Annotated in this window: 11 protein-coding genes and 1 tRNA gene; 1 reads left to right on the top strand and 11 read right to left on the bottom strand. The window is 45.2% G+C overall.

Annotation, left to right across the window (positions count from 1 at the left end; genetic code table 11):
* Positions 1-447: 447 nt before the first annotated feature.
* From DA100_RS09840 to DA100_RS09830, 3 genes are all read right to left on the bottom strand, one after another.
* A complete protein-coding gene (locus tag DA100_RS09840; RefSeq protein WP_138971972.1) occupies positions 448-1,704 on the bottom strand; it encodes an HD-GYP domain-containing protein in 1,257 nt (418 codons plus the stop codon).
* Between the two features lie 130 nt (positions 1,705-1,834).
* Complete coding sequence (locus DA100_RS09835) at positions 1,835-2,239, bottom strand: VOC family protein (protein ID WP_138971971.1); 405 nt, start codon at positions 2,237-2,239, stop codon at positions 1,835-1,837.
* A gap of 408 nt (positions 2,240-2,647) precedes the next feature.
* Positions 2,648-2,732: transfer RNA gene (locus DA100_RS09830), tRNA-Leu, on the bottom strand.
* 192 nt (positions 2,733-2,924) lie between these two features.
* Between DA100_RS09830 and DA100_RS09825 the strand changes: the two genes are divergently transcribed.
* Entirely contained in the window at positions 2,925-3,401 is a 477-nt protein-coding gene (locus tag DA100_RS09825) for an RDD family protein (RefSeq protein ID WP_138971970.1), read from the top strand.
* A 56-nt stretch (positions 3,402-3,457) separates the two neighbouring features.
* Here DA100_RS09825 and luxS read toward each other — a convergent pair whose 3' ends face one another.
* The 8 genes from luxS to oadA all read right to left on the bottom strand — a co-directional run bounded on the left by luxS (position 3,458) and on the right by oadA (position 13,611).
* Positions 3,458-3,976, bottom strand: a complete 519-nt coding sequence (luxS, locus tag DA100_RS09820) for an S-ribosylhomocysteine lyase (protein ID WP_138971969.1) — start codon at positions 3,974-3,976, stop codon at positions 3,458-3,460.
* Positions 3,977-4,005: 29 nt separating this feature from the next.
* Positions 4,006-4,602 carry a hypothetical protein gene (locus DA100_RS09815; RefSeq protein ID WP_138971975.1) on the bottom strand — a complete coding sequence of 199 codons (597 nt, stop codon included), beginning with the start codon at positions 4,600-4,602 and terminating at the stop codon, positions 4,006-4,008.
* A 12-nt stretch (positions 4,603-4,614) separates the two neighbouring features.
* Positions 4,615-6,183 carry a glutamate--cysteine ligase gene (gene gshA, locus DA100_RS09810; RefSeq protein WP_138971968.1) on the bottom strand — a complete coding sequence of 523 codons (1,569 nt, stop codon included), beginning with the start codon at positions 6,181-6,183 and terminating at the stop codon, positions 4,615-4,617.
* 109 nt (positions 6,184-6,292) lie between these two features.
* Positions 6,293-9,151: a pitrilysin family protein gene (locus DA100_RS09805; RefSeq protein ID WP_138971967.1), complete on the bottom strand. Its 2,859-nt coding sequence runs from the start codon at positions 9,149-9,151 to the stop codon at positions 6,293-6,295.
* 9 nt (positions 9,152-9,160) lie between these two features.
* Positions 9,161-9,622: a YqaA family protein gene (locus tag DA100_RS09800; RefSeq protein ID WP_138971966.1), complete on the bottom strand. Its 462-nt coding sequence runs from the start codon at positions 9,620-9,622 to the stop codon at positions 9,161-9,163.
* Positions 9,616-10,566 carry an NADP-dependent oxidoreductase gene (locus DA100_RS09795; RefSeq protein WP_138971965.1) on the bottom strand — a complete coding sequence of 317 codons (951 nt, stop codon included), beginning with the start codon at positions 10,564-10,566 and terminating at the stop codon, positions 9,616-9,618. The genes DA100_RS09800 and DA100_RS09795 overlap by 7 nt, the downstream gene beginning before the upstream one ends.
* Before the next feature lie 123 nt (positions 10,567-10,689).
* The gene (locus tag DA100_RS09790) at positions 10,690-11,820 is read right to left on the bottom strand and encodes a sodium ion-translocating decarboxylase subunit beta (RefSeq protein WP_138971964.1); all 1,131 of its coding nucleotides are present in this window, start codon (positions 11,818-11,820) and stop codon (positions 10,690-10,692) included.
* Between the two features lie 9 nt (positions 11,821-11,829).
* Complete coding sequence (gene oadA, locus DA100_RS09785) at positions 11,830-13,611, bottom strand: sodium-extruding oxaloacetate decarboxylase subunit alpha (RefSeq protein ID WP_138971963.1); 1,782 nt, start codon at positions 13,609-13,611, stop codon at positions 11,830-11,832.
* Positions 13,612-13,635: the final 24 nt, after the last annotated feature.

The following is a 13,635-nucleotide window of genomic DNA, read 5'->3' as shown; positions in this document are numbered from 1 at the left end:
GTTTCCAAAAGAAGTCTCGTTTGGTCACTTCGTTTCATTGAAACCTAATTTGAAGCCCCTCTTTATTTAGAGAAGTTTCTAATTGGATTATCATCAACGAGTGCCCACACAGATTGATAGGTTTATATTGTTAAAGAGCTTTGCTTTTTGAGAACACTTTCTCTCGAAGCGGAGGTGAATTCTAGCGAGATAATTTGAAGAGTCAAACACTTTTTCAAATTTATTTTGTTAGAAGCTTTTCACCTCGCTGACTATTGCTGAAGCCTTGCGGCGTCTGCCCTGTCAGTGGATGCGCATTATAGGCAGTTCCTTTTTTAAGGCAAGCAAAAAGATGCATTTTTTTCATAAAAAAGGGCTAAGTGGACATTAATTGCTCAGATCAACATTTACACCCATTTTACCCTCAGGTTAGCCACGAGTTGTTCACAAATCACTGTGGATAACTAGTCAGTCATCTGAGTCAAAAAAGTATGAAATCCGTGAGCGTGGATTTAGGTACTCCCTTACTTTATCCGGAAGTTTGTTAGGTAAGATTGCATTAACTATCTTTATTTCTCTTTCAGCTAAGTCAATGATTGGCGCTTGAGTTCTTGGTACAGAGGGGTCGTAAATAAGAACATTAGGAAAGAGAATGTTCTTAGAGTTAACAGAGATAACCAAACCGACCATATCATTCGATAGTTGTACGACAGTGCCTGGAGGATAGATCCCCATAAACTTAATCAATAAGCTCAGATTCTCGTTGTTATATAGATGCTTGCAGTTTTTGTAGAGGTATGAGAGCGCCACATAAGGAATTTTTTGGTCAGCGGCGACATTAGTATGACAAAGATTGTCATAGGCATTTGCCACAGCAACAATTTGGGTTAGCTCATCAATCTGATCTTCTTTCAATCCTTCAGGGTAACCGGAACCGTCATTAAGCTCATGATGCTGCGCTATGACTGTCCGAGCACTTTCAGGAAAACTCGCCATATTAGCCGCGATCTCTAACCCATATTTTGTATGCAGTTTTAGATAGTTTTTTTCAGGTTCAGTAAGATGAGTCGGTTTACGCAATATCGCTGTAGGGACTTTCACTTTCCCCATATCATGGAATAAAGAAGCGAAAGCGACTTCCTTTATTTGATCTGCACTCAGCATTTTTGCTTTGGCGATCATCATCGCGACCACGGAAACATTGAGTGAATGAAAGTAAATGTCTTCAAATTCACTCTTACCATTCATCAAGTGCAGCGTAACGTTGTCGTCACTTAGTAGCTTATCAACGATATCATTAACGAGTAGCGCCGCCTCATCAACGGCTTGTTCCGGTCGATTGCGGATCTTATTCATGACCGCTCTCATGCGCGACAACGAGCGCTCAAACTCTTTTTCACAGTTGATGACACGTCGTCGGTAGGCACTAAGTTTTTCAATCCGATCTTGTTTCTCTTTCCAGAGCTTTTGCGCTTCGAGATCGACTTCACTATCAACAGGTTCATCTACTGAGCTAGATTGACTTGATGAGGGAAGTGGTTGCGTATCACTTTGATTTGGGTTTATGAAGACGTGCTTAATCCCTAAGTGACGAATCATACGAATTTGTTCTTCGTCTTTCACTTTGAAGCTATTGAATAAAAAGGGATGCTCGTTCCATTTAACCGGAAGACGAATATGCAACCCTGGCTGTAGCCTATCTACAGTAATTTTGATGCTCGCCACGATCTATATACAACTTTATTTACTTACTTATTAATGAATAATTTTAGAGTAATGGGAAAACGAAATCATTATCTATGCGCTGGAATGAGAGATATCTTACGTGAAATTCATAGCTTCAATGTATATCAAACTATACAAGGTTGCAGTGTAGCATCCAGCGGACACCAAACTGATCTTCTACTTTACCAAACCGAGCGCCCCAAAATGTGTCTGCCAGAGGCATCATGACGTGACCTCCTTCCGATAACTTGTCAAAGAGCCGACCTTGTTCATCGATGTCTGTCAGAACAACCGACAAAGCAATATTGTTGCCAGAGAGCTCTTTTGCAAATACACCATCAGATAACATCAATTTCATGGCTGATGCTTGAAACTCTGCGTGCATTATCCAATGTGGGTCTACTCCTTCTATCTCTTGAGGCGCATCTTTAAACAGTTGCTTAGAAACAGTAACGCCTCCGAAGCAGTTCTGATAAAAATCAAGTGCTTCTTGGCAGCGTCCTGCAAAGAATAGATAGGGAGTGAGTTGGTACATTTTCAGCCTCCATCTTGATAATTTAAAGATAGACAACTTTTCCCTAAGCCACAGAAAATTTAAGTAAGCCACTCAAGGCATGCGCAACAGAGCGTAAAACACATCGATAGTACGTAAGGCCACTGATTCTGAATTACCATCCGTCTCTTCATTGGAATAAACCAGTACTGACGTTGTATTTGCCGAGCGTGCTTTAGGCGAGAGAAGGGGCAGAAGGCTTATGGAACGACAGTTACAATGTTCATCTCCCAAAAACGACGAAAGGCCGCTATAAAAGCGACCTTTCTATGTATGTTACTGGCGGGTGACTTAGCTGGGCAGGCACTCCTGACGCCACGCTGGGTTTGAGCTCACAAACTCCAGATACAACAAAGCCCCGACTTTCGTCGAGGCTTTATCGTTTAAATATGGTACCGGTGGGCGGACTTGAACCGCCACGCCCGAAGGCAACGGATTTTGAATCCGTCGTGTATACCAATTTCACCACACCGGCATCTCTGGGCTATTGCCCTTTGATGTTTGGCATTATACGTATGCCAATGAATCGTGCAAGTGCAAAAGACTGAAATAACTATCGTTTGACGATAAAATAGCCACAAATTGATAAGCTGTGCGCAAGCTCTCTTTTCAGATCAAAACTGAAGCTATATTCTTTCGCCTTATTTTGTTTGGGTAAGTAGGTTTTATGTCAACGATTGACACTTTGCCACCAGCAGGCTTGTTTCGCCGCTTAGGGGCTCTTTTTTACGATGGACTTATTATCATTGCCGTAGAAATGATGGCAGCGGGTATTGTTATCGCTATTTTGCATGCATTGATGGCGATGGGCATCTTTAACGTAGGTGGATTTGAAGACGTGAGTGACTTCCTCACTAACCACCCGATTTGGAGTCCGGTTTATACCGCGTATTTGGCCTTCGTATGGATCTATTTCTTTGTTTTCTTCTGGACCAGAGCCGGTCAAACGTTAGGTATGCGTGCATGGAAACTGCACTTGCGTAGCATAGACGGAAAACCTGTTTCAGTCACACAGGCACTAATCCGTATTGGTACTTCGGGTTTTGGTCTCGCTAATTTTACGGTGCCATTAGATCCACAAAAACGAGGATTTCATGATATCTGGGCAAAAACACAAGTTGTGGTGCTGCCGAAAGCAAATTAACGTTTTAAAGATAGTAAAAAGGAAGGCTGTTGCCTTCCTTTTTCATTTCAAACTGTTCAGTCTACTTTGAGCTCTTTTAGCATCGCTTCTGGTAACGCCAACTCATCGTTTTTGTTTACTGAGATACCAGCAGCTAGAATTGCTTCTGCAATCTGTTTCGCCTCATCCAGAGAATGCATCGCCGCAGTACCACACTGATACTCATTGAGTTCAGGGATCTTATTCTGACTTTCAACTTTTAGCACATCTTTCATCGCAGCTAACCACGCGTCGGCAACTTGCTGCTCTTGTGGAGAGCCGATTAGACTCATGTAGAAGCCGGTACGACAACCCATAGGTGAGATATCGATAATCTCGACACTTTCACCGTTAAGATGATTGCGCATAAATCCTGCGTAAAGGTGTTCGAGAGTGTGAATTCCTTTTTCAGATAAGATGTCTTTATTTGGTGCGGTAAAACGCAGGTCGAATACCGTAATGGTGTCACCCTTTGGGGTGGTCATTGTTTTCGCAACACGAACTGCTGGTGCATGCATTCGGGTGTGATCAACGGTAAAACTATCTAATAACGGCATTGTCCTTCTCCATTTCTACTTCTCTGGCACTAAAAGAACCAGCTTCTATTGTTTTCTAATTCCTGTCGGCACTGTTTAAGTTGCCAACCATAATCCTTTGCCTGCTGCTCGACTTTTCGAGCCACGCGAATTAGTGACGGTTTCGACTGATAACTTTTCCGTTTATAGCCGCCGCGACCTTCATGATAGGCTAAATATTGGTTGTAAGCATCCCACTTGGAGATGCCGAGTTGTTTCTGAGTTTCACTCGTGTACCAACCTATAAACATGAGTGAATCTGAGAAGTCTGTCCGAGAGCCGCCATGATCGGTCGACTTTTGGAAATCTTCCCAGGCAGGATCCTGCGCCTGAGCGTAACCATAAGCGCTACTGACTCGTCCCCACGGTATAAAACCAAGCAAATAGTCTTTAGGCGGGCGAGCATCATGACGAAAGCTACTCTCTTGTTTGACAATCGCCATTGAAACTTGAATCGGAGTTCCCCACTCCTTTTGCATATCAATAGCGTCGTCATACCAGCCTGGCTTTTCTCGAAAAATCTCGCAAAGGTTCGACTGATCTTTAGGCGGGGATGTCGCACACCCGCCAACTAAGGACACACTAAGGAGGAGTGAAAGCTTCCTTATCACGATGCGACCTTAAGACTTTAAATAAGAGAAGTACTCTTCAAGGTACTGCTCGAAACTCAATTCATCAGATGCTTCAACGTCAAGTTGAGCCTGAACAGAACGAACCACTTCACTTTCCATATCCGCTTCACTGTACGTTCTGTAGCTGCGGTTTAAGTGGTCATTGCGATATTGCTTACCCAACTCACATCCAATTTTACCCAACCCGCCAAAGCGCTTAGTATCTTCGAGTAACTTGCCCGATATGGTGTTCTCAGGGTTATCTATCCACGAAAGTAGCTTGTAGCAAACCGCTTGGTATGCTTCACCACCCATCGCCTCATCCATTTTTTCTGCGATCTGGACTAATTCCACAAATACACGTTTTGCCCAGTCTTGTAATGTAAGGACTTCACCCCTACAGCCAATTTGCAGCTCGAGACCTGGCTTACGACCTTCGATGATGACTCGATTCCAGTTGTCACGCCAGCACGCTTGTTCACAGTAATCCATGGGCTCAGACTCAGTCAGTGCTGCCCACGTTAAGAACATATCTAAGAATCGTATTTGATCCTCATTGATACCGATTGAGCTGTAAGGATTCACATCTAACGATCTGACCTCAATATACTCTACGCCACCACGAGCCAGCGCTTCTGATGGTTTTTCGCCAGACTTAGCGACTCGTTTTGGTCGAATTGGCGCGTACAGCTCATTTTCAATTTGAAGTACATTGCTATTGAGCTGAAGGTACTCGCCATCCACTTTTACCCCGATCTCAGCAAACTCATTCGAAGGAGTGCGAATCGCAGTATTCAAACCATCTAAATACTCTTCGAGGCTATTAAAACCTATTTTTAGAGAGCTTTGAGCACTGCTGGTATAGCCCAAATCACTCATTCTCAGCGAGGTGGAATACGGCAGATAAAGCGACCCACCAATGCTTTCAAACGGTAATTTGCTGTCTCTGCCCTGAACAAACGACGAACATAACGCTGGCGATGCACCAAAGAAGTAAGGGATTAACCAGCCAAAACGGTAATAATTGCGAATCAAACCAAAGTAAGCGTCTGACTTACTCGCCTGACGCTGCTCTTCGTTCTGGTCACCTAACAATTGCTGCCAAAAACTCTCAGGGAAAGAGAAGTTGAAATGCACACCTGAGATAATTTGCATCAAGCTGCCATAGCGACGCTTTAAACCTTCGCGGTAAAGCGTTTTCATTTTCCCAGAGTTAGAAACACCATATTGAGCTAGGTTGATATCATCTTCACTACCGACATAACACGGCATAGAAAGCGGCCACATTTTTTCTTCGCCCAGCTTAGTCTGAGTAAAGTGGTGGATGTCCTCTAACTGTGCAATCAGGGTTGATATGTCATTCGATACCGGCGTAATAAATTCCAGCAATGACTCGGAGAAATCGGTGGTGATCCAGCTATTCGCATAAGCGGAACCGAGTCCTTCAGGATGTGGCGTTGTTGCAAGATGACCATCTTGGTGATAGCGCAGCGTTTCACGCTCCACACCACGTCCAAAACTCTTAAATACTTCTGGGTTTTGTGCAACTCGCTCAAGTCGCGCAGCAAATTCAGTCAAAATGAGGTTCGCTTATATCTAAGGTTTGGTAGTTCTACCAAACTGGCTAAACAAATTCATAAAGGGTGACCCATGTCACCCTCTAGCTATGCACTATGTTATGTGTACTCTAACGGATGATTTCAAGCTCTTCTATCGGAATCTGCAAACTTTCTAATTGTGGCTTCAGGGTTTTGGCATCACCGACGACAATGATTTGGTAATCATCTGGTGTAAACCACTTCTTCGCCAACTCGTCTAAAGTCTGCTTATCTACCGTTTCAACGATCTCATTGCGTTGCTTGAGGTAGTCTTCATCAAGACTGTACGCAAGAATACTACTAAGCAGTCCGGCTTTCTGTGAAGGCGTTTCATACTTTAGTGCATCTTGTTGACCGACCGCTAAGCGTAAAAATTTCATCTCATCATCAGTCATTCCATTCTGACTGTATGCCTTTAACTCTTTTTCAAGCTCAATGATCGATGGAACAGTTGCGTCAGCACGAACCTGTGTTGAGAACACAATCGCACCCACTTCTCGATTCGATGCAAGATAACCGCTAGCGCCATAGGTGTAACCTTTATCTTCACGGAGATTCTGATTGATTCTACTGTTGAAGTTCCCAGCTAAGTTAAAGTTAGCCAATTGGGTTAGGTACACTTCCCCCGTTGCATCAAACGGTAGACCTTGACGCACCACGCGTACCACACTTTGTGGTGCTCCTGGCTTATCCACTAAATAAAGCTTTTTCTGCTGATTTTCCTGAACAAGTTGCGGTCTTAGCAGTGGGGCAACTTCTCCCTGCCAAGAATCAATAAAGGCTAACTGCTGTTTGATCTGTTTCCTATTGATGTCTCCAACAACAACTATTTGTGCTCCCTGCGGAGTGTAATGTTGTTTGTAGAACGCTTTGACGTCATCCAAGGTTAATGCTTCCAGTGACGCTTGCGTACCATCATTGGAGCGCTGATATACCGTCCCGTCAAAAAGTACCTGGCGGGTTGCTTGAGAGGCCAACCAACTTGTTTGTTGGTGCTGGTAGACGATACCTTCTAGCATTTGCTTCTTGATGCGCTCAAAATCTTGCTCACGGAATGCTGGCTTAAACAGTACCTCTTCGACAATTTTAAGTGTCTGAGGTAGGTTTTTCTCTAAACTAGAGACTGAAATACTGGTCGTGTAATTTCCCGCTTCTACGTTAAGCGTACTCCCTAGCTTATCCAACCGCGCCTGTAACTGTTCAAGAGTCGAGTCCAGTGTCGCCTCTTCCATCATAGCCGCAGTTAAGCTCGCCAACCCTTCTTTGCCTTTTTTGACATAACGCTCTCCAGCAGGAAAACTAATTTCTAGCTGTACAGTCGGCGTTTCAGCGCTCACCGTACCCAACAGTTCAGCACCATTGTCAAAATAGAGGCGGTAAAGTTTCGGCATTTGTGCTTTAACACTTTCAGCGACTTGAGGCATCACAGAACGATCAAAGTTGTCCTGTGCACGACGATACGCGAGTTGGTCGTCAGTGACCTTTTGGTATTCAGGCAACGTTCTTTGTGGCGTGCTGAACGTTGCAGGCGCAGCAGCAAGTTCCGTCTTACCTTTAGGTACCACACTTAAAGCAACTTTAGGGTGACCGTTAACGTAATTTTTATAGGCGTCCATCACCGACTCTGGGGTGACCGCACGAATTTGCGCTAACTGAGTCTGAATTCGGTCTGGGGTATTGAAGAAAGTTTCATTAGAAGCAAGCTGCGATACTTTGCCTCGCACACTTTGCAATGCGAAAACCGACTGAGCCTCAGCCATTCCGGTAATTTGATCTAATCGGTTGTTATCTATCCCTTTCGCTTCAAACTCACCTAGGGTTTGCATCAACTCCTGATACAAAGGTTTCAGAGCGCTGTTTTCCCCCGAAGGTGCCATTGCATAAACGTAAAAATTACAGGCTAACTCTGCGCAATCTTGGAAAGCCCCTGCATCAACGGCTTTCTGAGTTTTAACCAACTTTTGATACAGCAAACTATTCGCACCCTTACCCAATACGTTGGCAAGGGCGTTTAAGGAAGCTTGCCCCTCAGCACCATTGTAAGTTGTCGGCCACCCAAGAATGAGCATCGGTTGCTGAATGCGGTCTTCTAACGTGACATAACGATCTTCAGTTAGCTTGGCTGGCTGTTTAGGTGACTGCTCTACCGCTGGCCCTGATGGAATCGCTCCAAAGTACTTACTTACCCACTCCAAGGTTTGATCAACATCGAGATCACCACCAATGGTTAGGACTGCATTGTTGGGGCCATACCATCTCAGGAAAAACGCTTTGAGATCATTAACATCAACACGGTCAAGATCTTCGACATAGCCTATCGTCTGCCAAGAATATGGATGTCCCTCTGGGTACATCGCTTCGCCCATTTTCTCCCACATCAAGCCATACGGACGGTTGTCATAGTTTTGCGCGCGCTCGTTCTTCACTGTATCACGCTGAATTTCAAACTTGTGTTGTGAGACTGCATCAAGCAAAAAACCCATACGGTCAGATTCAAGCCACAACATTTTCTCAAGTTGATTTGAAGGCACCGTTTCAAAATAATTCGTGCGATCCCGATTGGTCGTTCCATTCAGAGAACCACCCGCCTCGGTGATGATCTTAAAATGTTCTTGATCGCCAACATTCTCACTGCCCTGAAACATCATATGTTCAAAGAAATGAGCAAAACCTGACTTGCCTACCTCCTCACGAGCTGAACCTACGTGGTAGGTAACATCAACATGGACAAGTGGATCTGAATGATCCGGAGACAATATCACTGTCAGCCCATTTTCTAACTGATACTTTGAATATGGGATCATTGCCTTACCTGGCTCAGCATCCACTTCTTCAATAAGAGTGACACCTTCAGGTAAGGAGGAAAAGAAAGGTACAGAAGAAAGGTTGCTAGAACTGCAACCATATAGTGCAACAAGAGAAATAGCACCAAGCCAAATCTTTCTCATGACATCCCCTTAGAAAAAACCGAAAAAAACTGCAGCAAGTAGAATGTAACGGAGTGCTTTACCAATCAGTATCAACCAAAAGCAAGGCCAAAAACGCATCCGTAGCCAACCCGCAGCTAAGCACAATGGATCACCAATCACTGGCAACCAGCTAAAAAGAAGCGACCAATAGCCGTATTTATTTAGCCATAATAAGGCTTTATGACCATGTTTTTCGTTCTGAGTTCGGTTTGGTAGCCATAATCCAAGCCAAAAATTCGTTAAACCACCAAGAGTATTACCTAACGTAGTAACGGCAATAATATAAAAGGTAGGGTATTGGTTTAAGCTCAAGGTAGCGATCAGCCCGGCCTCTGAACCTCCAGGCAATAAAGTGGCACTGAGGAAACCACTTAGAAAGAGTACCCACAGTGCCGAGTCTGAAAACCAAAGAGCGAAAGATTCGAATGCGCTGTTAAACGCTTCTAACATTGCATATCAAGCAAGACCTTGCCTCTTGTATGACCGGTTTCAATCTGTTTATGTGCTTCAGCAACCTGTTCGAATGGGTACACCTGATGAATCTCAGTCTTGACTAAACCAACACTCACCATGTAGAGAAGCGCATCAAGTTGCTCTGGGTTTGGATCAACAAGCATTCCCGTTGCTTCAAAGCCTAGAAGTTTCGCTTTCTCACAAATCAACTCTGCGGAAAGAGTGGGAACCGTTACCACTTTCGCACCATCTTTTAAGCATTTAAGTGCATCAAGAGCGGCATCACCACCGACCAAATCGATAAGCACATCCGCTTCTTCGACTCGCTCGGAAACAGGAGCAAACTGGTAGTTGATCGCATGAGCACCTAGAGTTGCCATATAATCCAAATTCGCTTCGCTACAAGTAGTAAAGACTTCTGCCTTAGCAGCAACGGCAACCTGAATCGCAATGTGACCCACGCCACCCGCACCAGCGAGAATCAGAACACGCTGGCCTTCTTTCACCCCAGCCTTATCCAAGGCCTGTACCGCTGTTTGGCCTGCCAGTGAAAGAGCAGCTGCCGCTTCAAGCGTGATAGAATTTGGCACAAGACTTAACGCGGTTTCGGGTACACAAACAAATTGGCTATAACCGCCCCCTGCGAGAGGGAAACCAATAAAGCCTGCAACATTGTCGCCAACAGCAAAACGCTCGACACCTTCTCCAAGCGTGATAATTTCACCGGAGATATCATAGCCGGGTACCCAAGGCAGGTTATCTTTATTCTGAGAAGCTGCCCAGCCTAAACCTGCCCGCGTTTTTACATCAATAGGATTCACACCAGAGAAATGGACCTTAACCAGTACTTCACCCGTTTTAGGTTCTGGAATTGGTGAAGTTTGAATAACGAGAACGTCTGGATCACCAAATTGTGAGATTGCGATTTGTTTGTTTTCCATTTCTTCATTTCCCTATCGATATAAAAAAGGGATGCGAAAGCATCCCTTTGAATATATACCATTTATTGCTAGCAAGTTAACCACTTACTCTCAATTTGACCAACTACTAACCGTAATTCACGCTTAGCCAACCAAGGCAAGCAAAATACCCGCAGCTACCGCCGAGCCAAGAACACCAGCTACGTTAGGTCCCATTGCGTGCATTAATAAGAAGTTTTGTGAGTTTGCCTCTAAACCGACTTTGTTTACAACACGCGCTGCCATTGGTACAGCAGAAACACCGGCAGCACCGATCAATGGGTTGATATTTTCTTTAGACAGCTTGTTGAGTAATTTCGCCATCAAGACACCACCCGCAGTACCGATACTAAAAGCCACAGCCCCTAACGCCAGAATGCCAAGCGTTTCAACATTAAGAAACTCTTCGGCTTGCAGTTTAGAACCGACGCCTAGACCCAAGAAGATAGTCACAATATTGATGAGTTCATTTTGTGCAGTCTTAGATAGACGGTCTACAACACCAGCTTCACGCATCAAGTTGCCAAGGCAGAACATACCGACCAGCGGTGTTGCTGATGGTAGGAACAAGATCGTCATTAGCAGAACAGCCAGTGGGAATAGAATCTTCTCACCTTTTCCAACATGGCGAAGTTGAGCCATTTGGATTTTACGCTCTTCCGGTGTCGTCAGCGCCTTCATAATAGGCGGTTGAATGATAGGAACCAATGCCATATAGCTATATGCTGCAACGGCAATCGCACCCAGCAGATCTGGAGAGAGCTGGCTTGCTAAGAAAATAGCCGTCGGGCCATCTGCGCCACCAATGATCGCAATCGAAGCAGCATCAGGCATGCTAAATTCCATACCCGGCACATAGTTAAGTAGGATCGCACCAAATAGTGTTGCAAAGATACCAAACTGAGCTGCCGCACCTAACCATAACGTCTTAGGGTTTGCGATAAGAGCACCGAAATCGGTCATCGCGCCAACGCCCATGAAGATAAGTAGTGGGAAAATACCCGACTCTATACCTACATAGTAGACGTAGTAGAGCAATCCGCCCTCTTCCGTAAACCCTGCGTTAGGGATGTTCGCTAAGATGGCACCAAAGCCTATTGGCAAAAGTAGTAGCGGCTCAAAGCCTTTGCGAATGGCCAAAAACAGCAGTGCACACCCGACCAAGATCATGCAGATCTGGCCAAATTCAAAGTTAGCGATCCCTGTTTCTGACCAAAGAGTCATTAATCCTTCCATGAGACTCCCTTACGCCAGACTAAGTAGTGGAGCACCAACAGTCACAGAATCACCTTCTTTGACATGCAGATCTTGGACGATGCCACCATGGGCAGCACGGATTTCTGTCTCCATCTTCATAGCTTCAAGAATCAATAACACATCACCTTCTGCAACCTGAGCACCGCTCTGAACGTTAACCTTAAAGATGTTGCCCGCTAGTGGAGCAGGTACTGCTTCTGAATTGCCCGCAGGTGCCGCAGGAGCCACAGCTTGAGTATTAGCACCCGATTGAGAAGGAGTTACTGATGTCAGCTGACCTTGTGGACCAACTTCAACATCATAAACCTGTCCATCAACCTTCACGCTGTAAGTTTCAATACCACCTTGAGCTGGTTGAGCCACAACTGGTGTTGGCTCTTCTTTACCCGGTGCTGGTTCAAACGCGTCTGGGTTGTGACGGTTTTTAAGGAACTTAAGTCCGACTTGTGGGAATAATGCATAAGTCAGAACATCATCGACCGTATCTTCTGCTAGCGAGATACCTTCCGCTTTAGCCTTGGCTAACAGATCATCGGTCAAAGTTTCCATTTCAGCTTCAAGCAAATCAGCAGGACGACAAGTAATCGCTTCACCACCATCAAGCACTTTCGCCTGAAGCTCTGCATTAAGCTCAGCAGGTGCCGCACCGTACTCACCTTTTAGGACACCAGCCGTTTCCTTGGTGATACTCTTGTAACGCTCTCCGGTCAGAACGTTGATCACCGCTTGGGTACCCACGATCTGTGAAGTAGGAGTAACCAGAGGAATGTAGCCAAGATCTTGACGAACACGTGGGATCTCTTCTAACACTTCATCAATACGATCCGCTGCACCTTGCTCTTTGAGCTGGCTTTCCATATTGGTCAGCATGCCACCTGGAACTTGAGCAATAAGGATACGAGAATCGACGCCTTTCAGTTGACCTTCGAACTTGGCGTACTTTTTACGTACTTCGCGGAAATACGCCGCGATTGGTTCGATCTGATCAAGCTTAAGGTTAGTGTCACGTTCAGTGCCCTGAAGCATAGCCACAACTGTTTCAGTTGGCGTATGACCGTAAGTACAGCTCATTGACGAAATAGCCGTATCAAGAATATCGATACCAGCTTCGACAGCTTTCACTGCTGTGGCAGTCGAAAGACCCGTGGTCGCGTGGCAATGTAAAGCAAGCGGCACATCACACGATGCTTTGATACGTGTAATAAGATCTTCCGCTTCGTAGGGTTTCAGAAGTCCCGACATATCCTTGATACAAAGCGAATGGCAACCGAGATCTTCTAGACGCTTAGCAAGGTCTACCCAAGTCTCGGTATTGTGGACCGGACTGGTCGTGTAAGAGAGTGTACCCTGTGCATGAGCACCAACATCAACCGTCGCTTTAACGGCTTTTTCAAAGTTTCGCACGTCGTTCATCGCATCAAAAATGCGGAACACATCCATACCATTGGTATGGGCACGCTCAACAAACTTTTCTACTACATCATCAGCGTAGTGACGGTAACCCAATAAGTTTTGGCCACGCAGTAGCATTTGCATTGGTGTGTTAGGCATTGCTTTCTTTAATGCACGTAAACGCTCCCAAGGGTCTTCGCCCAGGAATCGAATGCACGCATCAAACGTAGCACCGCCCCATGTTTCTAGAGACCAATAACCGACCTTATCGAGCTCTTCCGCGATAGGTAACATATCCTCTAGACGCATACGCGTCGCGAATAGCGACTGATGGGCGTCACGAAGGACCACATCTGTTAAAACTAGTGGTTTAGACATGCTCATTAACTCCTTTTAATCCTA

The organism is Vibrio sp. Hep-1b-8 (assembly GCF_006124995.1).
GTDB lineage: Bacteria > Pseudomonadota > Gammaproteobacteria > Enterobacterales > Vibrionaceae > Vibrio.
Note: the sequence above shows the minus strand (reverse complement) of the source record. Positions and strands in the feature narration are given on the sequence as shown.

Bases quoted from the DNA above. Each gene is read 5' to 3' on its own strand.
- DA100_RS09835 (WP_138971971.1), bottom strand. From the start codon at position 2,239: ATGTACCAACTCACTCCCTATCTATTCTTTGCAGGACGCTGCCAAGAA.
- DA100_RS09825 (WP_138971970.1), top strand. From the start codon at position 2,925: ATGTCAACGATTGACACTTTGCCACCAGCAGGCTTGTTTCGCCGCTTA.
- luxS (WP_138971969.1), bottom strand. From the start codon at position 3,976: ATGCCGTTATTAGATAGTTTTACCGTTGATCACACCCGAATGCATGCA.
- DA100_RS09805 (WP_138971967.1), bottom strand. From the start codon at position 9,151: ATGAGAAAGATTTGGCTTGGTGCTATTTCTCTTGTTGCACTATATGGT.
- DA100_RS09800 (WP_138971966.1), bottom strand. From the start codon at position 9,622: ATGTTAGAAGCGTTTAACAGCGCATTCGAATCTTTCGCTCTTTGGTTT.
- DA100_RS09795 (WP_138971965.1), bottom strand. From the start codon at position 10,566: ATGGAAAACAAACAAATCGCAATCTCACAATTTGGTGATCCAGACGTT.
- DA100_RS09790 (WP_138971964.1), bottom strand. From the start codon at position 11,820: ATGGAAGGATTAATGACTCTTTGGTCAGAAACAGGGATCGCTAACTTT.
- oadA (WP_138971963.1), bottom strand. From the start codon at position 13,611: ATGTCTAAACCACTAGTTTTAACAGATGTGGTCCTTCGTGACGCCCAT.